This is a genomic window from Enterobacter cloacae complex sp. SHL022, assembly GCF_049237785.1.
In the GTDB taxonomy this organism is placed as follows: domain Bacteria; phylum Pseudomonadota; class Gammaproteobacteria; order Enterobacterales; family Enterobacteriaceae; genus Enterobacter; species Enterobacter hormaechei_C.
Window position 1 is genome coordinate 450,963 of record NZ_JBMKJH010000003.1, and the last position, 25,206, is coordinate 476,168.

The following is a 25,206-nucleotide window of genomic DNA, read 5'->3' on the forward strand; positions in this document are numbered from 1 at the left end:
AATATCATCTTTTCAAATCAATTCTTATCGGAATAGCTCATGACGGAAGCGCAACGGCATCAAATTTTACTGGAACTCCTGGCGCAAACAGGGTTTATCACCGTCGAGAAAGTGATCGAACGTTTAGGGATCTCCCCCGCTACCGCGCGACGGGATATCAACAAGCTGGATGAGAGCGGCAAGCTGAAAAAAGTCCGCAATGGCGCAGAGGCCATCAGCCAGCAGCGTCCACGCTGGACGCCGATGAACATCCACCAGGCGCAGAATCACGATGAAAAGGTGCGGATTGCCAGAGCGGCGTCACAGCTGGTGAATCCCGGGGAGAGCGTGGTGATCAACTGCGGTTCGACGGCGTTTCTGCTGGGCCGTGAAATGTGCGGCAAGCCGGTGCAAATCATTACCAACTATCTGCCGCTGGCCAATTATCTCATTGACCAGGAACATGAAAGCGTGGTGATCATGGGCGGCCAGTATAACAAGAGCCAGTCCATCACCCTGAGCCCGCAGGACAGTGAAAACAGCCTCTACGCCGGGCACTGGATGTTTACCAGCGGCAAAGGCCTGACGGCGGATGGACTGTATAAAACCGATATGCTCACCGCAATGGCAGAGCAGAACATGCTTAACGTGGTGGGCAAGCTGGTGGTGCTGGTCGACAGCAGCAAGGTCGGTGAACGCGCCGGCATGCTTTTCAGCCGCGCCGAGCAAATCAGCATGGTGATCACCGGCAAAAACGCCAACCCCGAGATCCTCAGCAAGCTGGAGGATCAGGGTGTCACGGTGCTGCGCGTTTAAAGGTGCTGGCGGAAGAATTCCACGGTTGCTTCCAGCGCGGCCGGGGTAATACGGTGCCGGACACCCGCTCCCCACAGGCAGGTCAGATTACTGTCCAGCCCTTCGCGCTGTAGCGCCTGTTGCAGGCGGAACGTTTCACCGGGCGGTACGACGTCGTCGGCATCCCCATGCCACAGCAGCAGCGGACGATCGGCCAGCTGCGAAAGCGCATGGCTGACGTCCCATTCAGACAACAGGGTCTCAATCTCCTGAGGGGCCTGCGGCGGGAATAGCGTCTTTGCCAGCGACGTAAAGTAGCCCGATCCCATCAGGCAAGCCACGGACGTCACCTCCGGATGCCTGGCCATGATCCCCAGCGCCGTCATTCCGCCCATTGATGCGCCTGCGACCGCCAGCCGTTTCCCCTCCACCAGCCCGGCCTGCAAGAGCGCGTCACGCAGCCCGGCGAACTCGGTCAGATTGCCGTGCAGCGTTTGCCAGAACAGCCCCAGCCGCGCCTGCTCATCGCCCGTAAAGCGTGCCCCATGATTCGGCGCATCAGGCATGACCACCCGGAAACCGGCCTGCGCCAGCGCGACGGCAAAATAGCTGTAGACCAGCTTCGAGGAGAGAAAGCCATGATAGAAAACTACCGTCGGCAGCGGCTGTTCACCTTTACCAGCCGGAAAAGCATGGATGATTTCATGCTCACTCAGCTGGCGAGTTTCAATTTCAATCATTGTCGATCCTGTGCTGATGAATGATTCATAATGTTGAGAGCTGGATTACGGTTTCACGATATTTTCATTCGAAATCTACGTCCCAGATAACACTTCGGGAACATTCCCCCAAAACTAAATTCGCAGACAACTACACTATGGCTATCAGGAAAAGAGACAGGTTTATGCGCAGGCTTACCGCTTTATTGCTGGTCTCGCTGCTCAGCGGATGTTCCGTATTGCAGGGTACGCCAGAACCGGCGCCGCCGGTTACCGATCATCCTCAGGAAATTCGTCGTAATCAGACGGAAGGATTACAACGCCTGGGTACCGTATCCGCGATGGTTCGTGGTTCCCCGGATGATGCAGAAGACGCAATTGAAGCGCAGGCCGTTGCCGCAAAAGCAGATTATTACGTCATCACGATGATTGATGAAACCATTATTACGGGACAGTGGTACGCCCAGGGCATTTTGTACCGTAAGTAAGCATCATCATTTGAACGACTTTTACACTGCTTTGCGTCCGTAGACATTTTCCTGTCCACAATAAACTCCATGCCAGCAACAATGGAAATGAGTTTATTCGCGAAGGATTGCCCGGCGGATACCGGAGACACGTGAAAAGGAGCTGACGATGAAACGAACCCTTGCTTTAACGACGCTATTGCTTTCAGCGGGCCTGCTGAGCACCACGGCGCAGTCGGCCGAATTTGCCAGCGCGGATTGCGTCACGGGCCTGAACGAGATTGGTCAGATCTCCGTCAATAATATCACGGGGAGTCCGCAAGACGTTGAACGTGTCGTCGCTCTGAAGGCCGATGAACAGGGCGCATCCTGGTATCGCATCGTCCAGATGCAGGAAGATCACCATGTTAATCACTGGCGCGTGCAGGCCATTCTTTATGCCTAATCCCTTCCGATAAAAGCCACTTAATTTTAGTGGCTTTTCACTTTTGCAAATTTTTTATCTTTCCCAAAACCTAACGAAAACAAACATGTAACATTAGGTTACATTAAAAAGGTAAACGTTATCTCTGCTCTGCCGTTGAACAGCCATCACTTTTCAATAATGAGCAATTTATGATCACCTTTTTCCGCCGGGCAGGTCTGGGCACGAAGCTATCGCTGCTAACAGGTGCCAGTGTCGCCACGCTTTTTTTGCTGTTCACTTTTCTGTTGAGCCACAACGCCAGCCAGCAGCTTGAAGATCTTGCGGTTGAAGACCTGCATAACCAGTCTACCGGCATGGTGGATATGGTAGAGATGTTCAACACCAGCCTGAGCGAAGAGGTCGAGAGCTATACCCGCCTGTTCACCACCTTTTTGCCACAGCCATTGAACAGCGACAGCAGCCAGAGCCGCACCATTAACGGCCTTACCGTTCCTCTGCTGAAGGGCGGTGAAACGGAGTTGCATGAAAACAATACGCTTTCTGATGACTTCCTGAGCCGAACGGGGGCCATCTCGACGCTGTTTGTCCGCAGCGGTAACGATTTTATCCGCGTGGCCACGTCGCTGCGCAAAGAGAATGGCGACCGCGCCATCGGAACCGTTCTTGATAGCACCAGCCCGGCATTTGCGGCTGTCACCAAAGGGGAGGTCTATCGCGGCCTCGCGCTGCTGTTCGGCAAGCGCTATATCACGCAGTACCAGCCTGTTAAAAATGCGGAAGGCCAGGTTATCGGGATTATCTTTGTTGGCGTCGACATCACCCATTCCTGGAACGTCATGCGCGAGAAAATCCTTAACCGTCGTCTGGGCGAGAGCGGTCACTTCTTTGTACTGGATCGCAGCAGCGGTAAAACGCGCGGACAGTATCTGTTCCATGCCAGCGAAGAGGGCAAACTGCCCAACTGGGACACGGCGACACAGCAGCAGCTTCTGAGTGATAAAGCCGGCACGCTGGAACGCGTGAGCGCGGATGGCCGTACGCTCAAAGTCGCCTACACGCCGCTGCCGGGCTGGAACTGGACCATCGTGGGTGAAGTGGATAAAGCCGTACTGCTTTCAAGCGTCACCACGCTGCGCGATCGCTTCCTGATGGCGGGCGTGGTGCTATCCGCGCTCTTCGCGGGCCTGTTCGTTATCCTCATTCGCCGGATGCTAACCCGCCCACTGCGCGCAGTGATCGCGCTTGCCCGGCAGTATGCCGCAGGCGATCTGCGCGCCAGCCTGCCGGTAACCCGCCAGGATGAAGTCGGCCAGCTGATTGATGCCATCAATGGGATCGGGGGCGGCCTGCAAAAAATTGTGTTGCAGGTCCGCGAGGCCGCAAGCGAAATCCATCTGGGGACTAACGCGCTGGCTTCAGATACCGGCGAGATCTCTGAACAGATCAACAAACAGGCCAGCAGCGTTGAGGAGACCTCCGCCAGTATGGAGCAATTAGCCGCCACCGTGCAGCAAAATGCCGCCAACATGGAGCAAACTCAGCAGCTGGTGGGGGAAACCTCGCGCGCGGTGCATCAGGGTGGAGAGACGGTGACCCACGCAGTTTCCACCATGGATGATATTCGTGATGCATCGAAACGCATTGAAGACATCACCCGCGTGATTGAGTCCATCGCTTTCCAGACCAATATCCTGGCGCTCAATGCGGCGGTTGAAGCGGCGCGGGCGGGCGAGCACGGGAAAGGTTTCGCAGTGGTGGCGCAAGAGGTGCGCGCCCTGGCCGCACGCAGCGCCAACGCGGTAAAAGAGATTGAGCAGCTGATTGGCGACACGCTGAACAAGGTGAGCGAAGGCCATGCGCTTTCTGAGCAGACGCGTCTGGCGATGGATGCCATCATTGTTCATATCGATAACATCAGCCAGCTTGTTACCGAGATCAACCACGCCTCCCGCGAGCAGTCTGCGGGGATTGGTCAGGTGAATCTGGCGATGACGCACATCGGTGAGGCATCGCACATCAATGCCGATCGTATCTCACGCAGCGAGCAGACGGCGCAGACGCTGCGCGAGAAGGGTTCACATCTCACCCGGCTGGTGAGCCTGTTCCAGCTTAAAGCTTAACCGACCCGGCCCGTGGCGCGCAGCAGCAGGTCGTTTTGCACCTGTTCGCTCATCAGCGTGCCGCCCCGGGTATCCAGCATCATGCGGCACCACGCCTGCGCCACGGGCGGCGTTGCGTGCCGCAGCATCTGGCTTCCGGCCCCGAGTAAAAAGAGCTGCCGCGCGATCTCCCTGCCCTGCGCTTCCTGCGGTTTACGCAGCTTCTGCTGTAGCTGCCGCCAGCTGCGATCGAAGTGCCTGTCCTGGCCTTTTACCTGCGCGAAATCATCGGCGAGCAGGTCGAGAATGCCCGACTGCTTCGCCAGTACGCGCAGTACATCCAGGCACATAATATTGCCAGAGCCTTCCCAGATGCTGTTGACGGGCATTTCACGGTACAACCGCGGAAGCTCACTCTCTTCGCAATAGCCTGCACCGCCCAGCACCTCCATTGCCTCTGCCACAAACGGTATGCCCGCTTTGCAGACGCTGTATTTTGCCGCCGGAGTGAATAGCCGCGCCCATGCGGCTTCCTGCGGGTCGGTGCGGTTATCCCACGCCCGGGCGAGTCGGAACAGCAGTGCCGTGTGTCCCTCCAGCACCAGCGCCATACGGCTTAGCACGTCGCGCATTAACGGCTGGTCGATAAGATTTTTGCCGAAGGTCTGCCGCTGATGGGCATGATAAAGCGCCACTGAGAGCGCACGGCGCATCAGTCCGTGGCTGCCAAGCGCACAGTCAAAGCGCGTCAGCCCGCCCATCTTCAGAATTTGCCGGACACCTTCACCCTCTTCGCCCAGCAGCCAGCCGTAAGCATCAAGGAACTCAGCCTCACTGCTGGCATTTGAACGGTTACCGAGCTTGTCCTTCAGACGCTCAAGGCGCACGGCATTGCGTTGCCCGTCGGGTAAGAAACGCGGGACAAAAAAGCAGGACAACCCGCCCTTCGCCTGTGCCAGCACCAGATGCGCATCGCTCTGCGGCACGGAGAAAAACCATTTGTGCCCCACCAGCCGGTAACTGCCATCACTGCATTTCTCTGCTTTGGTGGTATTACTGAGTACGTCCGAACCGCCCTGCTTTTCCGTCATCCCCATGCCGATCAGCAGGCCGCGCTTTTGCGCCCCCGGTGCGAGATGGGGATCGTAGCGATCGCTCATCAGCGGCGTTAACCAGTCGTGAAACGGTTTGGGCAGCGACTGTAGCAACAGCGGCGTGGCCGCAAAGGTCATGGTCACCGGACATAGCGTTCCCGCCTCCACCTGAGCATGCAGCACAAAACGCGCGGCCCTGGCGACGAACGATCCTTTCCGCGCCTCCTCCTCCCACGCCAGGTTGTGCACCCGGTTGGCGCAAAGCCCCTGCATCAGAAGATGCCATGCCGGATGAAAGCGGACGTCGTCCAGCCGCACTCCCGTGGCGTCATAACGCAGCAGCTCCGGCGGATTAACGTTCGCCAGCCTGCCCAGCTCCAGCGACTCCGCCGTACCCAACTGCTGTCCGATGCTGGCAAGAAGATCCACATCCCACTCAGCCCCTTCGCGCGCTACCGCATCGCGCAGGGCGCAATCAGAGAGAAAAAGGTTGCTGTTCGATAGCGGTGCAGGTTGATTAAAAACGGTATGTGTCTGCCAGTGCATGCTGTCTCCCTCCTTTCATTGGCAATAAAGGTAAGTATGGACAGAGGGCATGCACGCTGCATGGGAGGGGGGTCACACGATGACGATCGTGTTGATATCATTCGTGAAATAGCTCACAGAACATAAGAATAAACTATTTCATTACTTCACTAATGCTGAATAATTTATTCTTACCCCGTTTTTGTGAGGATCGTTATGCAACAGGATGCGCACAAGCGTGCATTAATTGCAGGCTCCATCGGTAATTTCATCGAGTGGTATGAATTTGCGGTCTACGGTTTTCTGGCAACGGTGATTGCCAGAAACTTCTTCCAGCTTGAGGGGGAAGCGGAGCTCACCAGCCTGATCCTTACCTGGGCCTCGTTCGCCATCGCTTTCTTCTTCCGTCCGCTGGGTGCGGTGGTCTTTGGCCGCATTGGCGACAGGATTGGCCGCAAACCGACGCTGATTATCGTGCTGGTATTGATGACGCTCGCCACCGCTGCCATCGGTATTGTGCCGGTCTACGCCAGTATCGGGATTGCCGCGCCGCTGATCGTTACACTCCTGCGTATTCTGCAAGGACTGTTCGCGGGCGGTGAGTATGGCGGTGCGGTCTCATTGATGACGGAGTTCGCCCCGCGCGGCAAGCGCGGTCTTTACGGGGCATGGCAGTCCTTCACCGTGGCGCTCGGGCTGTTAGCGGGAGCAGGCATTGTCGCGTTGCTCTCTGCCCTGCTCTCCCCTGAAGCCTTGCACGACTGGGGCTGGCGCATTCCGTTCTTCCTGGCGTTGCCGATGGGTGCGGTCGCGCTATGGCTGCGGGTGAGCATGGAAGAGACGCCGAGCTTTGTGCAGCAACGGGAAAAACCGGTTGTTACTCAGGCCACCACCGCCGCCACGTTCAAAACCATCCTGATGGGCATTGGCCGCGTGATGGTCTGGTCTGCGGCGGGCTATACCTATCTGGTGATTATGCCGACCTATCTGCAATCTGCGCTGCACACCGGTTTTAACCAGGCGCTGCTGATTGCGGTGATTTCTAACATTGGGTTTGCGCTCACGATCATTCCGTCGGGCATGCTGAGCGACAGGATCGGGCGGCGGACGGTGATGATTATCGCCACCGTGCTCCTGCTGATCCTCGCCCTGCCGCTGCTGAAAATTTTGCAGGCGGAGTCCAGCACGCTGGCGGTTAAAGCGATTGTGGTGCTGATTGCGGGAGGTCTGGTTGGGATGCTGGCAGGGCCGGGGCCGGCAATGCTGTCTGAGATGTTCCCGACGCGCGTGCGTTATACCGGGCTGGGGCTGGCCTATTCTCTGTCGAATGCGATCTTCTCGGGCTGCGCGGGGCTGATCATTACCGGGCTGATTAAAGAGACGGGCAATCTGGATATTCCGGCGTACTACGTGATGGCAACGGCGGTGGTGAGTATTTTCGCGCTGATGACGCTGAGGAAGGATGACCATTTACGGTCGTTAGAGGAGTGAGATTGTTGCCCGGTGGCGCTGCGCTTAGCGGGCCTACGTTACCATGCTTTTGTAGGCCGGGTGAGGCGAAGCCGCCACCCGGCACAACAGGCTACCCGCGCTGACGCACCGCTTCGAACAGGCAGATACCCGTCGCAACAGAAACGTTCAGGGACGACACGCTGCCTGCCATCGGGATGCTGATCAGCTCGTCGCAGTGCTCGCGCGTCAGACGACGCATGCCTTCACCTTCTGCCCCCATCACCAGCGCCATGCGGCCGGTCATTTTGCTCTGATACAGGGTGTGATCCGCTTCACCGGCTGTGCCGACGATCCAGATATTCTCTTCCTGCAACAGACGCATGGTGCGCGCCAGGTTAGTCACGCGGATCAGCGGAACGTTTTCCGCCGCGCCGCAGGCAACTTTTTTAGCGGTAGCGTTAAGCTGCGCGGAACGATCTCTTGGCACAATCACCGCATGCACGCCTGCTGCATCGGCGCTACGCAGGCACGCGCCCAGGTTATGCGGGTCGGTTACGCCATCAAGGATCAGGAAGAACGGGTTATCCAGCTCAGCGATCAGATCCGGCAGATCGTTCTCCTGATACTGACGGCCTGGCTTCACGCGCGCGATAATGCCCTGGTGTACAGCTCCTTCGCTTTTCTCATCCAGATACTGGCGGTTCGCCAGTTGGATCACTACGCCCTGCGCTTCCAGCGCGTGGATCAGCGGCATCAGACGTTTATCTTCTCGCCCTTTCAGAATAAAAACTTCCTGAAAACGCTCCGGCGCGCGCTCCAGCAGGGCCTGCACCGCGTGGATGCCGTAAATCATTTCACTCATTGATGGTTCTCGTAATAAATATTTTCCCTCTCCCGTTGGGGAGAGGGTCAGGGTGAGGGGAAATTACTCCGCCTGCTGTTTCTTCGCCGCGCGCTTCGCTTTGGTCGCGGCCGCTATTTTTTGGGTCTTGGTCGACGGTTTTTTCGCTTTACGAGCGTCTTTTTTTGCCGCCTTGGGCTTCTGTTTCTTCTCGCCACGGAAAGCGCTGTCTGGCTCAAAGTTTACTCTTTTACCTGCCTGACGTCGCTTGCCGCCCGCTTTACCGTTGCCACCTTTTTTCGCTTTCTCACGCTCGGTTTTCCCGACGTTACGCGGAGCACGCTCGCTGGAGATGAGGCTGAAGTCGATTTTACGGTCGTCCATATTCACGGCTTCAACCTTCACTTCCACCCGATCTCCCAGACGGTAGGTCTGGCCGCCGGATTCGCCGATCAGACGTTGTCCGACCTGGTCGAAGCGGTAGTAATCGTTATCGAGGCTGGAAACGTGCACCAGACCGTCGATAAACAGCTCATCCAGACGCACGAAGAAGCCAAAGCCGGTGACGCTGGCAATCACGCCTTTAAAGATATTACCCACCTGATCCAGCATAAAGTCACACTTCAGCCAGTCCGCCACGTCGCGCGTTGCTTCATCCGCACGACGCTCGGTCATGGAACAGTGCTGGCCCAGTTGCAGCATCTCTTCCATGGAGTAGTGATACCCTCCGGTTTCGGTCGTATTGCCTTTATGACCCTGCTCGTGCGCCAGCAGATACTTGATCGCACGGTGCAGGGACAGATCCGGATAACGGCGGATCGGCGAGGTAAAGTGCGCGTACGACTGTAAGGCCAGGCCAAAGTGGCCCCGGTTTTCCGGATCGTAAATCGCCTGCTTCATGGAGCGCAGCAGCATGGTTTGCAGCATTTCCGCGTCAGGACGATCGCTGATGGATTCCAGCAGCTCGGCGTAATCGCGTGGCTCAGGCTTATTACCGCCAGGCAGCTCCAGGCCGAGTTCAGCCAGCACGGAGCGGAACGAGGTTACGGCTTCCGTGGTTGGCTTGTCGTGAATACGGAACAGCGCAGGCTCTTTGGCTTTCTCAACGAAACGTGCCGCCGAGATGTTTGCCAGGATCATACACTCTTCAATCAGCTTGTGCGCATCGTTACGCTGGGTCTGCTCGATACGCTCGATACGACGCTCAGCGTTGAAGATAAACTTCGCTTCTTCGCTCTCAAAGGAGATCCCGCCGCGCTCTTCGCGCGCCTGATCCAGCGTTTTGTAGAGGTTGTGCAGCTCTTCGATGTGTTTGACCAGCGGCGCGTACTGTTCGCGCAGATCCTGATCGCCCTGCAACATATGCCAGACCTTGGTATAGGTCAGGCGCGCATGGGAACTCATCACTGCTTCGTAGAACTTATAGCCCGTCAGACGTCCCTTGCTGGAGATGGTCATTTCGCAGACCATACACAGGCGGTCCACCTGCGGGTTGAGGGAACACAGGCCGTTGGAGAGCACTTCTGGCAGCATCGGTACAACCTGCGACGGGAAGTAGACCGATGTACCGCGGCTGCGCGCTTCGTTATCCAGCGGCGTGTGTGGACGTACGTAGTAGCTCACATCCGCGATAGCCACCCACAGACGCCAGCCACCACCACGTTTTTTCTCACAGTACACGGCATCATCGAAGTCACGGGCGTCTTCACCATCAATGGTGACCAGCGGCAGATCGCGCAGATCCACGCGGCCTGCTTTGGACTCTTCCGGCACTTCTTCACGCAGGTTTTCGATCTGGTCTTCAACCGCTTTCGGCCAGACGTACGGAATTTCATGGGTGCGCAGCGCCATATCGACGGCCATGCCGGTGCCCATGTTATCGCCCAGCACTTCAACGATTTTACCCACCGCTTTGGTACGGCGGGTCGGGCGCTGGGTGAGTTCAACCACCACCACAAAGCCCATGCGTGCGCCCATTACCTCTTCAGGCGGGATGAGAATGTCGAAGCTCAGACGGCTGTCGTCCGGCACCACAAAGCCTACGCCCGCATCGGTAAAGTAACGGCCAACGATCTGGCTGGTTTTCGGCACCAGCACGCGGACCACGCGCGCTTCGCGGCGGCCTTTACGGTCTGCACCCAGCGGCTGCGCCAGGATCTGGTCGCCGTGAATACACATCTTCATCTGTTCGGATGAGAGGTACAGGTCGTCTTTACGGCCTTCCACGCGCAGGAAGCCGAAGCCATCGCGGTGACCAATAACGGTGCCTTTCAGCAGGTCGAGGCGTTCTGGCAGCGCGTAGCACTGGCGACGAGTAAAGACCAGCTGCCCGTCACGCTCCATGGCGCGCAGGCGGCGGCGAAGGGCTTCAATTTGCTCTTCACCTTCAATGTTTAATTCAACGGCAAGTTCTTCACGATTGGCGGGTTTTTCGCGTTTTGTTAAGTGTTCAATGATGAACTCGCGGCTGGGGATAGGATTCGCGTATTTTTCGGCTTCGCGTTCCTGGAAAGGATCTTGTGACATGTCGGTTCCTCCGTTGTCAGCTCCGGTGGAAATTTTCTTCATTCCACCAGCAATAATTTATAAAGCGGTTGATTCTCTTCAACCAAATCGGCCAGCGTGTAGTTATCCAGTTCCTTGAGAAAACTTTGCACGGCCTTTGAAAGCGCCTGCTTCAGGCGGCAAGCGGGCGTAATGTGGCAGAACGCGCTGCTACAGTTCACCAGAGAGAGCGGCTCCAGTTCACGTACCACATCGCCAATACGGATACTCTGTGCCGGTTTACCGAGACGGATCCCTCCATTCTTCCCGCGGACGGCAGCAACGTATCCGGCACGACTAAGTTGATTGATTATTTTGACCATATGATTACGGGACACACCGTACACCTCTGTGACTTCAGAGATGCTGGTCATCTTCCCATCGGGTAACGACGCCATGTAAATCAGCGCGCGTAAGCCGTAATCGGTGAAACTTGTTAACTGCACATCAACCTCAGGAAAAAGGGAAAACGCGGTTAAACCGCAGAGATATTCATTAATGATGATAAACCAGCCAGATAGTTAGCGGCTAATTTATTTGACAGACGGGGCGAAAAAGCGGAGATCCAGGAGCGGTCGCCGGATGGCGCTGCGCTTATCCGGCCTACGGGTTTCCCCGCAGGCCAGCAGTCACGAAGATTATGCGTCGAACGGGTCGCGCAGGATCATCGTTTCAGTACGATCCGGGCCGGTAGAAATAATATCGATCGGCACTTCGGTCAGTTCTTCAATGCGCTTGATGTAGTCCAGCGCGGCTTTTGGCAGGCCACTACGCTCTTTCACACCGAAGGTGGTCTCAGACCAGCCCGGCATGGTTTCGTAGATTGGCTCAATGCCTTCCCAGTCGTCAGCAGCCAGCGGAGTGGTGGTCACTTCGCGGCCATCTGGCATGCGGTAGCCTACGCAGATTTTCACTTCTTTCAGGCCGTCCAGTACGTCCAGCTTGGTCAGGCAGAAGCCAGACAGGGAGTTGATCTGCACTGCGCGACGTACGGCAACGGCGTCCAGCCAGCCGGTACGACGACGACGACCGGTGGTCGCGCCAAACTCGTTACCCTGCTTGCACAGGAACTCGCCGGTTTCATCAAACAGTTCGGTCGGGAATGGACCCGCACCCACGCGAGTGGAGTACGCTTTGATGATGCCCAGAACGTAATCCACATAACGTGGACCCAGGCCAGAGCCGGTCGCCACGCCACCCGCGGTGGTGTTAGAGGACGTAACGTACGGATAGGTACCGTGGTCGATGTCCAGCAGCGTACCCTGCGCACCTTCGAACATGACGAAATCGCCACGCTTGCGCGCCTGGTCCAGCAGATCGGACACATCAACAACCATACCGGTCAGAATGTCTGCAATCGCCATGACGTCATCCAGCACTTTCTGGTAGTCAACAGCGTCAGCTTTGTAGAAGTTCACCAGCTGGAAGTTGTGATATTCCATCACTTCTTTCAGTTTTTCAGCGAAGGTCGCTTTGTCGAAGAGGTCACCGACGCGCAGACCGCGACGAGCCACTTTATCTTCGTATGCCGGGCCGATGCCACGACCGGTAGTGCCGATCGCTTTCGCGCCACGCGCTTTTTCACGCGCCACGTCCAGCGCCACGTGATAGTCCAGGATCAGCGGGCAGGCTTCGGAGAGCAGCAGACGCTCACGAACAGGGATACCACGGTCTTCCAGACCTTTCATCTCTTTCATCAGCGCAGCAGGAGACAGCACAACGCCGTTACCGATGATGCTGGTGACGTTTTCGCGAAGAATGCCTGATGGAATAAGATGGAGGACGGTTTTTTCACCGTTGATTACGAGAGTATGGCCTGCGTTGTGACCGCCCTGGTAGCGTACAACATATTTAGCCCGTTCAGTCAGAAGATCAACAATCTTCCCTTTACCTTCGTCACCCCATTGGGTGCCCAGTACGACGACGTTGTTACCCATTTTTTTCAAAATCACCGTTTGCTTAAAAATGGATTCTACCATCGCTTTTTCAGATATACAGCACTTTTTGACCCTAAAATATGCCAATTGCGGTTAGTTTTTGATCAGCCAATCGTTTTCCTCAACATGTAGTAGATAACGATACCAGCAACCACAAGACCACCGCCAAAACGACGCAAAATATTATCCGGCAGTTGGCTCATGGTGGCGATCATCCGGCGCCATGCGCGCGGATAAAGCATCGGGCCGAGGCCTTCCAGCACCAAAACCAGGGCCAGCGCGAGCCAGATCGTTGAATTCATTTTTGTTCCTTATAAAAGAAAACCACCGCTCCGTGAAGAGCGGTGGTTTGAATACTCAAACGAGCCTGAGTTTATCGCGTTGCGTTGGTCGGCGTCTTCATATAACGGAAGAAATCGCTGTCCGGGCTGAGCACCATCACATCCTGGTTGCTCTTGAAGCTATTCTCGTAAGCGCGCAGGCTACGAATGAAGGCATAGAAGTCCGGATCCTGGCTGAATGCATCAGCAAACAGTTTCGCGGCTTCGGCATCACCTTCACCGCGCAGGATACGACCCTGGCGCTCAGATTCCGCCAGCGTCTTGGTGACTTCATAGTCCGCTGCCGCGCGCAGTTTTTCCGCTTCTTCCTGACCCTGTGAACGGTGACGACGGGCTACCGCTTCACGCTCGGCGCGCATACGGTTGTAGATCGCCTCGGACACTTCCGCTGGCAGGTTGATCTGCTTGATGCGCACATCAACCACTTCGATGCCCAGCGCCGCCATACTGTTCGGGTTGATCACCGGCACTTTACCGTTGGTTTCAGCCTGAACACGTTCAGCCGCTTTGGCAATCGCATCGTCTGCCGCCGGGGTTTCAACTTCATCCTCGGTGCCCGCAGAGCCGGAGTTCAGCGCATCACGCACTTCCAGCGTCAGACGACCACGGGAGTCGGTCACAATATCTTTCACATCCAGACGACCAATTTCAGAACGCAGACGGTCAGAGAACTTACGTTTCAGCAGCACTTCTGCCTGAGAAACGTCGCCACCCCCGGTTGCCAGGAAGTAGCGGCTGAAATCGCTGATGCGCCATTTGATATAGGAATCAACGATCAGGTCTTTCTTCTCTTTGGTCACGAAACGATCGGCCTGGTTATCCATGGTCTGGATACGCGCATCGAGCGTTTTCACTGACTGAATGAACGGGATCTTAAAGTGCAGACCCGGCTCATAAATCACCGGACGCTTGTCGCCGTCACGCACGACGCTGCTGAACTGGAACTTGATCCCACGCTCGCCCTCTTTCACCACAAAGATGGAGGTGTAGAGCACGACCAGTACAATGATGATGATCGCAATAACTGACTTACGCATCCTTATTCCCCCTGACGCTGGTAGTCGTTACGCTGCGCGTTGGCACGGCGTTGGTCCATAATGTCACCATCGTTCGAAGAAGGCGTTGTGTTCGCGCTGGCGCTGCCAGACGAGGCCGGTGGCAGACGCAGCAGGTTGTTCGCACCGCTGTTGTCTTTTGCTGCCGGTGCAGAACCGCCTTTCAGCATCTGATCCAGCGGCAGGACCATCAGGTTTCCGCCTTTGTTGTCGTTAACCAGCACTTTACGCGTATGGCTCAGCACTTTTTCCATGGTCTCGATATAGAGACGCTCACGGGTAATTTCCGGCGCGGCTTTATATTCCGGCAGGATCTTCGCGAAGCGAGCCACTTCACCCTGTGCTTCCAGGATGGTCTGGGTCTTATACGCACGCGCTTCTTCCAGAATACGCTGCGCCTGACCGTTTGCACGCGGCTGAACTTCGTTGGTGTACGCTTCCGCTTCACGGATGTACTGCTGTTCGTTTTCACGCGCGGCAATCGCATCGTCAAAGGCGGCTTTCACCTCTTCCGGCGGACGTGCAGCCTGGAAGTTGACGTCCAGCAGGGTGATACCCATGTTGTACGGACGGATGGTCTCTTCCAGCTCACGCTGGGTATCGCTACGAATAACGGTACGACCTTCGGTCAGGATACGGTCCATGGTGTATTTACCGATCACACCACGCAGGGCGCTGTCGGTCGCCTGACGCAGGCTGTCATCGGCGCTGGTCACGCTAAACAGATAACGTTCCGGATCGGTCACGCGGTACTGTACGTTCATCTCAACGCGCACCACGTTCTCGTCAGAGGTCAGCATCACGCCAGAGGCGGCCAGTTCACGGACGGACTCCACGTTAACCGCGGTCACGTCATCAATGAAGGTCGGCTTCCAGTTCAGGCCCGGTTCAACCAGATGGCTGAACTTACCGAAACGGGTGACCACGCCGCGTTCTGCTTCTTTAATGGTGTAGAACCCGCTGGCTGCCCAGATGATTACTACCGCAGCGGCGACAATGCCCACCACGCGGCCACCCATTGGCGGGCGCGGACTCTGAGTGGAATTGCCACCCGAGCCAGAACCTTTTCCTCCGCCAAGGCCACCAAGCTTTTTGCTCAGTTTGCGGAAGATATCATCCAGATCCGGCGGCCCCTGCTCGCGACCACCTTTGTTGCCATTTCCCCCAGAGTTGCCGCCTTGATTATTGCTGCTTCCCCACGGGTCGCGGTCTTGTCCGTTATTACCGGGCTGATTCCACGCCATGTATATGCTCCATATTTGTTATGCAAGGGCGAATTTTTCAGGCTTCCCCTTTCTGATCAGACGATATAGTCCGCCAGCGCAGGTTCTTGTTTACAGAGGCGACGCCAGTCAACGATCGGCATACGCACCTGCATCCCCACGCTGCCGTCATCCTCCATCCACTCTTTTTCTATCGCCTGAAGCTGATAAAACCGGCTGCGCAGCCTGCCTTCCTGTGGCGGCAGTCGCAGCGTGTGCTGAGCTACCTCACCGGAAAGACGTTCTGTCAAAGCCTGGAAAAGCAGTGGCACACCAATCCCGGCCTGAGCAGACAGCCAGACCCGAATCGGTTTGTTCTCTTCGTCTCGGTCAATACGCGGTTCAAAATCGTCCAGCATATCGATCTTGTTCATCACCAACAGGGTAGGAATTTCGTGGGCGTCGATCTCTTCGAGCACCACGTTCACCGCGTCGATGTTCTCCTGCACGCGTACGTCAGCCGCATCAATCACATGCAGTAGCAGGGTCGCCTGACGCGTCTCCTGCAACGTCGCTTTAAACGCCGCGACCAGATCGTGCGGCAGATGGCGAATAAACCCTACGGTATCCGCCAGCACAGTTTCACCCACGTCTGCGACGTCAATACGGCGCAGGGTTGGGTCCAGGGTCGCAAACAGCTGGTCTGCGGCATATACCTGGGCCTCGGTTATCTGGTTAAACAGGGTGGATTTACCGGCGTTGGTATAACCCACCAGCGACACCGTTGGGATATCGGCTTTCGTTCGCGCCCGACGCCCCTGTTCGCGCTGTTTCTCTACACGTTCCAGACGTGAAAGGATCTGGGTTATACGCCCACGCAGCAAACGGCGGTCGGTTTCGAGCTGGGTTTCACCCGGGCCGCGCAAACCAATCCCGCCTTTTTGTCTTTCAAGGTGTGTCCAGCCACGCACCAGACGCGTCGCCAGATGGCGCAACTGCGCCAGCTCAACCTGCAACTTACCCTCGTGGGTACGCGCACGCTGAGCAAAAATATCTAAGATCAACCCCGTGCGATCGATAACACGGCATTCGCAGAGAGCTTCCAGGTTACGTTCCTGAGCCGGAGACAGCGCATGATCAAACAGCACAACGGATGCGCCGGTTGCTTTTACGGCATCCGCAATTTCAACTGCTTTACCTTCACCAACAAAATACTTCGGGTGCGGCGCTTTACGGCTACCGGTAATCACCTGCATTGCTTCGACACCGGCGGAAGAGACCAGAGATTCAAACTCCTGGAGGTCTTCCATATCTTTGTCTTGCGAAAAATAGATGTGTACCAGCACCGCCTGCTCACCGGCGTCATAACGGTCAAACAAGCGTAAACCTCTCTAAAAAGATCAGCGGGGAACGCAGGATCCCTGGCTCCCCGTGTGGAAAACAGCCCAAAACCTTATTCGGTTTCTTCGCTGTCCTGCGCTGGTGTTGAAGAACCCTGCGCGTTGCTGCCGTGATGGTAGTTACTGCCAGTGCCGCCGCCAGCGTTATTGCTGTGATGAGATACCGGACGGGACGGAACAACAGTAGAAATCGCGTGCTTGTAGACCATCTGGCTGACCGTGTTTTTCAACAGGATCACGAACTGATCGAAAGACTCAATCTGACCTTGCAGCTTAATACCATTCACCAAATAAATAGAAACTGGAACACGCTCCCGACGCAATGCGTTCAGGAACGGATCTTGTAAAGATTGCCCCTTAGCCATTCTATCTTTTCCTTATATGCTTGTTTTGTACTTAGAACCTTGCGATTCTGAAAAATTGCGCACGATACGGCTTAATTGTACACATTCAGTCAGCGATATCACCAATAACCTCAATCACTTCGTTTAACGCCTGTTGTGGTTTTTCACTGTCTAACCAGTGAACCCCCTCCCAACCGCGTAACCAGGTGATCTGGCGCTTCGCTAACTGTCTCGTGGCGCAAACACCTCGATAAACCATTTCATCGTATGAAATCTCGCCTTCAAGATACGACCACATCTGGCGGTATCCCACACAACGAATGGAAGGCATGTCCGTATGCAAATCTCCACGGGCAAAAAGCGCCCGCACTTCTGCTTCAAAATCTGAAGCCAACATCTGATGAAAACGCTGCTCAATTCGTTGATGGAGCAGTTCACGGCTCGCCGGGGCGATGGCGAACTGATGCACCTGATACGGCAGAGCGTCTCCTGACGTTTGCGTCAGTTCCGTTAAAGTTTTACCCGAAATGAAAAAAACTTCCAGTGCCCGGGAAAGCCTTTGCGGATCGTTTGGGTGGATCCGCGCTGCGGCAACCGGGTCAATCTCTTCCAGTTGCCTGTGCAAAACGTCCCACCCCTGCTCTGCCGCCTGCCGCTCAATCTTCGCTCTCACTTCCGGATCGGCCGATGGCAGAGGCGATAACCCCTCCAGCAGCGCCTTAAAGTAGAGCATCGTGCCGCCAACTAACAGCGGTATGCGTCCCGCGGCGGTAATCTCGGCCATCTCGGCTAAGGCGTCGCGGCGAAAATCTGCCGCGGAGTAAGCCTGTGCCGGGTCGAGAATATCCAGTAAACGGTGCGGTGCCGCACGCAGTTCGTCTGCGTTGGGCTTCGCCGTGCCGATGTCCATCCCTCGGTAGATGAGGGCTGAATCAACGCTAATCAACTCTACTGGCAAAACTTTACGTAACTCAATGGCTAATGCCGTTTTACCGGAGGCCGTTGGCCCCATTAGAAAAATCGCCTTTGGCAGGCTCGCCTTACTTACATCAGTCATGTTTCAGGGCGGTCATCGCCGTTTGTAAATCAACAGGTTGTAACAAGCCACCTGGAGGCGCTTTCACCAGCTGTGGACAGAGGCGCTCCACCTCCGCCAGAACGGTAATCGCCTGCGCCATACTCCACGGTGCATGCTCGCTGGCCAGATGGCGGGCGATCCACTGCGCGGTATCGGCGGCATCAAACGTCGTTTGCTGCGCCAGGTAGCCTATCAGTTCAGGAATCAAGTTTTGTAAATTTTGTTGGCGTAAGGGTAAAGGCACTGCGCGAATTGTCACATGCTGCGCGTCCAGTACGATTTCAATCCCCATTTCGGCCAGTTGCGTCTGCACGCGCCGCAAAACCCCTGTTTCTTCAGGGGATATTTTCAGGCGAACGGGGATCAACAGCGGCTGCGCGCAGGCGGCATTCACCCCCGGGGTTAACTGCGCCTGTTTGAGCCAGCGCTCCGCCACGGAAAGCGCCAGCAACAGAAGTTTACCTTCGCGTTCAAGCAACGCCATGTCGGGAGCAATAATGGTCAATACCCGACCAAAACTCTGGCTATGCCCATCCAGAGAGGGGGTTGAAACCGTGATGTGATCTTTATGCTCCACCGCCGGCGTATCCAGCAGTTTGCGGTACAGCGCCCCCTGCTGTTTGTGGTAGCCCGGCTGAGCGTTGGGATAGTTGGCACCGGTTGGTCGCGGCGCGTTGCCCGCCGGGGATAAACGTGGAGCAGCCGGCTCGCGCGCGACCGCCGGTTCGGCAAAATGGTTACGCCCGGCCGCCACGCGGTTTTCCGGCAGTGGGCGCGGCGCGGGCTCTTCTTTTGCCAGCGGCAACTCTGGCTCTGCCTGCTGCTGCAATACAGCGGCAACGCCCTGGTAGATGAAATCATGCACCAGGCGCGACTGGTGGAAACGCACCTCGTGCTTGGCGGGGTGCACGTTAACGTCAACCTGGTGCGGGTCGATCTCCAGATAAAGCACAAAGGCGGGCTGTTGATCGGCGCCGAGCTTATCTTCGCAGGCCTGTCGAATAGCGTGGTTAATCAGGCGGTCGCGCATCATGCGGCCGTTGACGTAGCAATACTGAATTTCTGCGAACGCGGCGCTGCTGGCGTTCGGATCGGCAACCCAGCCACGCAGGGCCAGATCGCCATGCTGCCACTCAATGGCCAGCGCCTTTTCCAGAAACGGTGTGCCGCAGATGGCGCCCAACCGACGCTCCTTTTGTCCACCCTCCGCCACCGCGCGATACTGGCGCATCACCTTACCGTTATGGCTGAGGTTGAGGGTGACATCAAAGCGCGCCAGCGCGATGCGGCGGATGATCTCGTCGATATGTCCGAATTCGGTCTTCTCGGTTCGCATAAACTTGCGCCGGGCGGGCGTGTTATAGAAGAGATCCAGCACTTCAAGCGTGGTGCCTACCGGGTGCGCCGCAGGTTTAACCGTGACGTCCATATCGCGCCCTTCGGCGTAGGCCTGCCAGGCTTCCTGCTGGTCGGCCGTGCGGGAGGTCAACGTTAAGCGGGAAACGGAGCTGATACTGGCCAGCGCTTCGCCGCGAAAACCCAGGCTTATAATCGCTTCCAGATCGTCAAGTGAGGCAATTTTACTGGTGGCATGACGCGCCAGCGCCAGCGCCAGTTCGTCCTTTTTGATGCCACAGCCGTTATCACGAATGCGAATAAGCTTTGCGCCCCCGCGTTCGATATCGATATCAATGCGGGTCGCCCCTGCATCGAGGCTGTTTTCCACCAGTTCCTTCACCACCGACGCAGGGCGTTCCACCACCTCACCGGCGGCGATTTGGTTCGCGAGCTGCGGCGGTAGAACCTGAATCGGCATGAACTCTCCTTAATTAGTCGCGGTCATTTCACCCGGCAGCGCGGCGCTTGCCGTCTGGGCTGCCCCGCCCTGCGGCGCAGACTGAAGCGGATGCGCGTCAAAGTATTTACGCAGACCGTTATAAATCGCTTCGGCAATTTGCTGCTGATAGCTGTCGCTTCCCAGTAAACGCTCTTCACCATGGTTACTGATAAAGCCCGTCTCTACCAGAATCGACGGGATATCCGGCGAACGCAGGACACCAAGGCTTGCATGCTCCGGGCGACGCTTATGCAGCGATCCAATGCTTTGCAGCTGGCTCAGTACGTTAGTGGCGACATCATACCCGACGCGCTGAGAATGACCGAACTGTAAATCCAGTACCGCCTGGCTGAGATACGGATCGGCCTGGCTGTTTGCCAGCACATCGCCTGCCCCGCCTAACAGTTCAGACTGCTTCTCGTGCTCTTCAAGCCAGTTCGCCATTTCACTGTTGGCTCGACGGTTCGACAGCACCCATACCGACGCGCCGGTGGCGTTACGGTTCGGCGCAGCATCCGCGTGAATCGACACCAGGAAGTTGGCGTTTTGCTTACGCGCCACATCCGAGCGTCCCATCACTGAAATAAAGTAATCTCCGTCGCGGGTCATGACCCCTTTAAACATCGGATCGTCATTCAGAAGCGCACGCAGCTTACGGGCAATGGCGATAGTGACGTTTTTCTCCCGCGTGCCGCCCGGGCCAATCGCGCCAGGATCTTGCCCGCCGTGTCCGGCGTCGATGGCGATAATCACTTTGTCGCCACTGACCGGTGTTCGCCGCGCGCTGACCGCCGGACGCGTCACCGTGTTGCTGCTGGTCACGGCGGTAAGTCGGTCATTTTGTGATTTAAACGGATTACGGGCTGGCTCAGACGGCCTTGGGGTATAAACCGGCGCTTCCACGCGTTTTGCTACAACAGGTGCAGGCGGTGGCGGCGGCGGCGGAACATCAGCATTAATGGTAAAGACCACCGTATAATTGGCGCCGTTTTGCTGCTTAACCGCCTTCGTTTTGCCCTTTTCAGTGAGATCGACCACCAGACGCAGAGACTGCGTATCCTTCGGCGTTCCCGAACGGATGCTTTTCACCAGATTGTTGCCGCTGAACTGGAGCGGCAGCCCCTGGATCACCCCGGTCTGTTTAATATCGAGCGCCACGCTGCGGCTGTCGATTTGTGAGAAAGCATATTCAGGATCGCCCATAAAGCTGAACGTAATGCGGGCCTGGCTATCGCCATTCGACACCTGAATATCCGAGAGGCTGGCCGCCCCGACCTGCGCGCACAGCAGGACCGTGGCAGCCAGCACCCAACCTTTAACGCGATTAATCATCCCGTTATCCCTACGCTCAACCGGCTAAACGCGCCAGTAAGGAACAGCCTGATGAGGAAACCGCACTGATGCGTGCCTCACGCCCTTGTGCCTGGTAATCTAAGTGAATTTCGACATCCGGGTCAGGCAGCACACCCGCACCTTGTTGCGGCCACTCCACCAGGCAGATGGCGTCGTTGGCAAAGTAATCGCGGATCCCCATAAATTCCAGCTCCTCCGGGTCCGCAAGACGATATAAATCAAAGTGGTACACCATGATATTTTCAAGCGTGTACGGTTCCACCAGCGTGTAGGTCGGGCTTTTTACGTTCCCGTTATGGCCTAACGCCTGCAAAAAGCCACGGCTGAAGGTTGTTTTACCCGCGCCTAAATCACCATACAGATAAATGACGGTCGCCCCCTGACAGGCCTGCGCCACGCGCTTGCCGAGATCTAAAGTGGCTTGTTCATCAGGTAAAGGAATCGCTCGATTAGTCATTTTCTACGTCAATCACATCCGGGTTAACAACACGCCGCAGCGTGCAAAAAAGATCGGTGGCCAGCATACCGCGCGTTCCGTAACGAGCAGCCAGCCTGTCAGCCGCCGTACCGTGGGCCACGCAGCCCGCACAGGCTGCATCATAAAGGGGAAGTTTCTGTCCGAGCAATGCGCCAATGATGCCAGAGAGCACATCGCCCATGCCGCCGCTCGCCATGCCTGCATTACCGGCATCAACGATGCCCATCGCATCATCGCTGGCGATAACGGTTCCCGCCCCTTTCAAAACGGCAACACCTCCGTAACGTTTTACCAGACGTTGGGCTGAAAGTAAGCGATCGCTTTCAATTTCTGCCACGCTACAGTTAAGCAGCCGTGCGGCTTCGCCGGGGTGCGGCGTCAGAATGCGATTGTGACGCTTATCCGGGTTTATTGCCAGAAGGTTAAGCGCGTCGGCATCCCAGAGCATCGGTTTACGAAAATTCTCGGCCTTTTGCAGGGCCTGTTTACCCCACTCCTGCTGACCCAGGCCCGGACCAACGACCACCACGTCCGCCCACTCAAGACCCTTTTCAATCGCCTGCGGGGTAAGCTCGTGGACCATCAGCTCCGGCCGCGCGGTAATAATGGGCGGAATGTTTTCGCTGCGGGTCAGCACGCGTATTAATCCGCCGCCGCTGCGCAACGCGGCCTCTCCGGTCATTCGAATCGCACCTGCCGTGCCATGATCGCCACCAATAATCAGCAGTCGGCCATGGTCACCCTTATGGGAGGTGGGACGACGCGGCGGTAGCCACTGTGCAAGCTGGGAGGCATCAAAGCGGGTGATGTGGGTATCCTGTCCGATCAGCCAGTTTTCCAGCCCCAGGGCGTTGTGGTGTAACGTGCCCACGACATCCCGCGCTTTCCCGGTAAGCAGCCCCGGCTTCAGGGCGATAAAGGTCACGGTGTGCGCCGCCTCAATCGACACGCCCGGCGTCGCGCCGGTTTGCGCCATCAGGCCGGAGGGAATATCCAGCGCTACCACCGGGGCGGGGTGCGCATTAGCGCGCGTAATCAGCGCGGCGACGTCATCGCGAGGCGCGCGCATCAGTCCCGTCCCCAGCAGACCATCAACAATCACGTCGACATCCTCGGGCCAGATAATATCAGGCGCATGAATAATGCCCCCCGCATTCAGCCAGGCCTCTCTCGCCATGCCAGCCTCTTCCGGTAGCGGCTTGTCGCTCTCCAGCGCCATCAGGGTGACGCGCAGCCCCGCCGCCACCGCAAGACGAGCCACCACATAGCCATCGCCACCGTTATTGCCGTGCCCGCACAGGATCAGATAGTGCGAGGCATCCGGATAAGCCGTGCGCGCCACGTTAAACGCCGCCTCGCCCGCGCGCTGCATCAGTTCGTAAAGGGTAATGCCGAGGCTATCTGCGGCCTCTTTCTCGGCCCGACGGAGGTCATCCGCATGCCAGATGGAATGTGGTATACTTGCGAGGTTTTTCTTCACAGTATGGTCCGTCATGTCACAGCCCCTCGATCTCAATGAATTAGCGCAAAAAATAAAACAGTGGGGTGCTGAACTGGGCTTCCAGAAGGTCGGTATTACTGACACCGACCTCTCTGCCAGTGAGCCTAAGCTCCAGGCATGGCTGGATAAACAATACCACGGCGAGATGGAGTGGATGGCGCGTCACGGTATGATGCGTGCCCGCCCCCACGAGCTGTTGCCGGGTACGCTGCGCGTTATTAGCGTACGCATGAACTATCTGCCTGCTAACGCGGCCTTTGCGCGCACGCTAAAAAATCCTTCGCTGGGTTACGTCAGCCGATACGCGCTGGGGCGTGATTACCATAAACTTCTACGCAACCGTCTAAAAAAGCTCGGGGAAACCATTCAGCAGCACTGTGTTTCGCTGAATTTTAGACCCTTTGTCGATTCTGCGCCTATTCTTGAGCGCCCGATCGCCGAAAAAGCCGGGCTCGGCTGGACAGGTAAGCACTCACTTATCTTAAGCCGCGACGCGGGCTCATTCTTTTTCCTGGGTGAACTACTGATTGATTTACCTCTGCCGGTAGACAGTCCGGTGGAAGAAGGTTGTGGTCGCTGTGTGGCCTGTATGACCATCTGCCCGACGGGCGCGATTGTCGAACCGTATACCGTTGATGCGCGCCGCTGTATCTCTTATCTCACTATCGAGCTGGAAGGCGCTATTCCAGAGAAGTTTCGTCCGCTTATTGGCAACCGCATCTACGGCTGTGATGACTGTCAGCTGATTTGTCCGTGGAACCGTTATTCACAGTTGACGGACGAAGAAGACTTCAGTCCGCGCAAGGCGTTACATGCCCCGCAGTTGATCGAACTGTTCGCCTGGAGCGAAGCCTGGTTCCTGAAGGTGACGGAGGGTTCCGCCATACGTCGTATCGGCCACCTGCGCTGGCTGCGTAATGTGGCCGTTGCGCTGGGGAATGCCCCGTGGGATGAGGCAAATCTTCAGGCGCTCGAAAGCCGTAGAGGTGAGCACCCACTTCTTGATGAGCACATAGAATGGGCGATTGCGCAGCAAATTGAGAAGCGAAATGCCGGCGTGGTTGAAGTGCAGTTACCGAAGAAACAGCGCCTGGTCAGGGTGATTGAAAAAGGACTGCCGCGGGATGTGTGATATATTCACAGGCTGTGAATAAAAATAAGAATTCAGGCGCCATCAGCTCTGGCAAACAGGTCAAGTGATCTCAATAACATTTTGAAATCAAATTTTCTTCATAAATTACAGGTAATTACGAAGATATTATTCACCCTGCTAACATTTCGTAGAGACTGGTTTTATCACGGTTTCTGTGGATAACTCTGTTCACAAGAGTATTTCAGACATAATAGAAAACGTCCCCAACGAAGCACTTCGCTGTGGATAATCTGGAGATGAAGAAGAATTTGGAGCGGGAAACGAGACTCGAACTCGCGACCCCGACCTTGGCAAGGTCGTGCTCTACCAACTGAGCTATTCCCGCTTGGGTGTTCTGGTGCTATGCGTATCTTGCGATACTTTCAAATTTTGGAGCGGGAAACGAGACTCGAACTCGCGACCCCGACCTTGGCAAGGTCGTGCTCTACCAACTGAGCTATTCCCGCTTGGGTGTTCTGGTGCTATGCGTATCTTGCGATACTTTCAAATTTTGGAGCGGGAAACGAGACTCGAACTCGCGACCCCGACCTTGGCAAGGTCGTGCTCTACCAACTGAGCTATTCCCGCTTGGGTGTTCTGGTGCTG

Annotated in this window: 22 protein-coding genes and 3 tRNA genes; 6 read left to right on the plus strand and 19 right to left on the minus strand. The window is 56.4% G+C overall.

The features are described from left to right. The first annotated feature begins 39 nt into the window (after positions 1–39). The gene (ulaR, locus tag ACOTZD_RS09000; protein WP_003856014.1) at positions 40–795 is read left to right on the plus strand and encodes an HTH-type transcriptional regulator UlaR; all 756 of its coding nucleotides are present in this window, start codon (positions 40–42) and stop codon (positions 793–795) included. On the opposite strand, the gene yjfP is transcribed toward ulaR, so the two are convergent. Then, a complete protein-coding gene (gene yjfP / locus ACOTZD_RS09005; protein WP_023315265.1) occupies positions 792–1,514 on the minus strand; it encodes an esterase in 723 nt (240 codons plus the stop codon). The genes ulaR and yjfP overlap by 4 nt on opposite strands. Positions 1,515–1,651: 137 nt before the next feature. Here yjfP and bsmA point away from each other — a divergent pair, with 137 nt between their 5' ends. The 3 genes from bsmA to ACOTZD_RS09020 all read left to right on the plus strand — a co-directional run bounded on the left by bsmA (position 1,652) and on the right by ACOTZD_RS09020 (position 4,507). Continuing rightward, the gene (gene bsmA / locus ACOTZD_RS09010; RefSeq protein ID WP_003856011.1) at positions 1,652–1,981 is read left to right on the plus strand and encodes a biofilm peroxide resistance protein BsmA; all 330 of its coding nucleotides are present in this window, start codon (positions 1,652–1,654) and stop codon (positions 1,979–1,981) included. 148 nt (positions 1,982–2,129) lie between these two features. Further along, complete coding sequence (gene yjfN, locus ACOTZD_RS09015) at positions 2,130–2,405, plus strand: DUF1471 family protease activator YjfN (protein WP_003856009.1); 276 nt, start codon at positions 2,130–2,132, stop codon at positions 2,403–2,405. 170 nt (positions 2,406–2,575) lie between these two features. Beyond that, entirely contained in the window at positions 2,576–4,507 is a 1,932-nt protein-coding gene (locus tag ACOTZD_RS09020; RefSeq protein ID WP_063401552.1) for a methyl-accepting chemotaxis protein, read from the plus strand. Here the strand turns inward: ACOTZD_RS09020 and ACOTZD_RS09025 are convergent. Then, a complete protein-coding gene (locus ACOTZD_RS09025) occupies positions 4,504–6,126 on the minus strand; it encodes an isovaleryl-CoA dehydrogenase (protein WP_032661267.1) in 1,623 nt (540 codons plus the stop codon). The genes ACOTZD_RS09020 and ACOTZD_RS09025 overlap by 4 nt on opposite strands. A gap of 195 nt (positions 6,127–6,321) precedes the next feature. Here ACOTZD_RS09025 and ACOTZD_RS09030 point away from each other — a divergent pair, with 195 nt between their 5' ends. Further along, on the plus strand, positions 6,322–7,596 hold the full coding sequence (locus ACOTZD_RS09030) for an MFS transporter (RefSeq protein ID WP_032661264.1): 1,275 nt from the start codon (positions 6,322–6,324) through the stop codon (positions 7,594–7,596). Positions 7,597–7,687: 91 nt separating this feature from the next. Here ACOTZD_RS09030 and rlmB read toward each other — a convergent pair whose 3' ends face one another. The 14 genes from rlmB to nnr all read right to left on the minus strand — a co-directional run bounded on the left by rlmB (position 7,688) and on the right by nnr (position 23,462). Further along, the gene (rlmB, locus tag ACOTZD_RS09035; protein ID WP_003856001.1) at positions 7,688–8,419 is read right to left on the minus strand and encodes a 23S rRNA (guanosine(2251)-2'-O)-methyltransferase RlmB; all 732 of its coding nucleotides are present in this window, start codon (positions 8,417–8,419) and stop codon (positions 7,688–7,690) included. A gap of 63 nt (positions 8,420–8,482) precedes the next feature. Then, the gene (gene rnr / locus ACOTZD_RS09040) at positions 8,483–10,924 is read right to left on the minus strand and encodes a ribonuclease R (protein ID WP_023315260.1); all 2,442 of its coding nucleotides are present in this window, start codon (positions 10,922–10,924) and stop codon (positions 8,483–8,485) included. A gap of 38 nt (positions 10,925–10,962) precedes the next feature. Next, entirely contained in the window at positions 10,963–11,388 is a 426-nt protein-coding gene (gene nsrR / locus ACOTZD_RS09045; RefSeq protein ID WP_003855998.1) for a nitric oxide-sensing transcriptional repressor NsrR, read from the minus strand. 192 nt (positions 11,389–11,580) lie between these two features. Continuing rightward, positions 11,581–12,879: an adenylosuccinate synthase gene (locus ACOTZD_RS09050; protein ID WP_032628076.1), complete on the minus strand. Its 1,299-nt coding sequence runs from the start codon at positions 12,877–12,879 to the stop codon at positions 11,581–11,583. A 104-nt stretch (positions 12,880–12,983) separates the two neighbouring features. Further along, positions 12,984–13,181, minus strand: coding sequence for a DUF2065 domain-containing protein (locus tag ACOTZD_RS09055; protein ID WP_003855996.1), 198 nt, complete (start codon positions 13,179–13,181; stop codon positions 12,984–12,986). A gap of 71 nt (positions 13,182–13,252) precedes the next feature. Continuing rightward, positions 13,253–14,257: a protease modulator HflC gene (gene hflC / locus ACOTZD_RS09060; protein WP_003855994.1), complete on the minus strand. Its 1,005-nt coding sequence runs from the start codon at positions 14,255–14,257 to the stop codon at positions 13,253–13,255. Between the two features lie 2 nt (positions 14,258–14,259). Further along, positions 14,260–15,519, minus strand: a complete 1,260-nt coding sequence (hflK, locus tag ACOTZD_RS09065; protein ID WP_003855992.1) for an FtsH protease activity modulator HflK — start codon at positions 15,517–15,519, stop codon at positions 14,260–14,262. A 56-nt stretch (positions 15,520–15,575) separates the two neighbouring features. Further along, the gene (gene hflX / locus ACOTZD_RS09070; protein WP_003855991.1) at positions 15,576–16,856 is read right to left on the minus strand and encodes a ribosome rescue GTPase HflX; all 1,281 of its coding nucleotides are present in this window, start codon (positions 16,854–16,856) and stop codon (positions 15,576–15,578) included. A 74-nt stretch (positions 16,857–16,930) separates the two neighbouring features. Beyond that, positions 16,931–17,242, minus strand: a complete 312-nt coding sequence (hfq, locus tag ACOTZD_RS09075) for an RNA chaperone Hfq (RefSeq protein WP_003855990.1) — start codon at positions 17,240–17,242, stop codon at positions 16,931–16,933. An 85-nt stretch (positions 17,243–17,327) separates the two neighbouring features. Then, positions 17,328–18,278, minus strand: coding sequence for a tRNA (adenosine(37)-N6)-dimethylallyltransferase MiaA (gene miaA / locus ACOTZD_RS09080; RefSeq protein WP_023299133.1), 951 nt, complete (start codon positions 18,276–18,278; stop codon positions 17,328–17,330). Beyond that, positions 18,271–20,115 carry a DNA mismatch repair endonuclease MutL gene (gene mutL, locus ACOTZD_RS09085; RefSeq protein ID WP_421636267.1) on the minus strand — a complete coding sequence of 615 codons (1,845 nt, stop codon included), beginning with the start codon at positions 20,113–20,115 and terminating at the stop codon, positions 18,271–18,273. The genes miaA and mutL overlap by 8 nt, the downstream gene beginning before the upstream one ends. A 9-nt stretch (positions 20,116–20,124) precedes the next feature. Then, complete coding sequence (gene amiB / locus ACOTZD_RS09090) at positions 20,125–21,468, minus strand: N-acetylmuramoyl-L-alanine amidase AmiB (protein WP_023315257.1); 1,344 nt, start codon at positions 21,466–21,468, stop codon at positions 20,125–20,127. Positions 21,469–21,484: 16 nt separating this feature from the next. Next, positions 21,485–21,946 (minus strand): tRNA (adenosine(37)-N6)-threonylcarbamoyltransferase complex ATPase subunit type 1 TsaE, encoded by a 462-nt coding sequence (tsaE, locus tag ACOTZD_RS09095; RefSeq protein WP_003855970.1) that lies wholly within the window; start codon positions 21,944–21,946, stop codon positions 21,485–21,487. Beyond that, the gene (gene nnr / locus ACOTZD_RS09100; RefSeq protein ID WP_174402188.1) at positions 21,939–23,462 is read right to left on the minus strand and encodes a bifunctional ADP-dependent NAD(P)H-hydrate dehydratase/NAD(P)H-hydrate epimerase; all 1,524 of its coding nucleotides are present in this window, start codon (positions 23,460–23,462) and stop codon (positions 21,939–21,941) included. The genes tsaE and nnr overlap by 8 nt, the downstream gene beginning before the upstream one ends. On the opposite strand from nnr, the gene queG reads away from it, so the two are divergent. Further along, complete coding sequence (gene queG / locus ACOTZD_RS09105; protein WP_174402187.1) at positions 23,461–24,600, plus strand: tRNA epoxyqueuosine(34) reductase QueG; 1,140 nt, start codon at positions 23,461–23,463, stop codon at positions 24,598–24,600. The genes nnr and queG overlap by 2 nt on opposite strands. 270 nt (positions 24,601–24,870) lie before the next feature. On the opposite strand, the gene ACOTZD_RS09110 is transcribed toward queG, so the two are convergent. The 3 genes from ACOTZD_RS09110 to ACOTZD_RS09120 form a co-directional block, all read right to left on the minus strand. After that, positions 24,871–24,946: transfer RNA gene (locus ACOTZD_RS09110), tRNA-Gly, on the minus strand. 45 nt (positions 24,947–24,991) lie between these two features. Further along, positions 24,992–25,067 (minus strand) — tRNA-Gly (locus tag ACOTZD_RS09115). 45 nt (positions 25,068–25,112) lie between these two features. Then, positions 25,113–25,188: transfer RNA gene (locus ACOTZD_RS09120), tRNA-Gly, on the minus strand. Positions 25,189–25,206 lie beyond the last annotated feature (18 nt).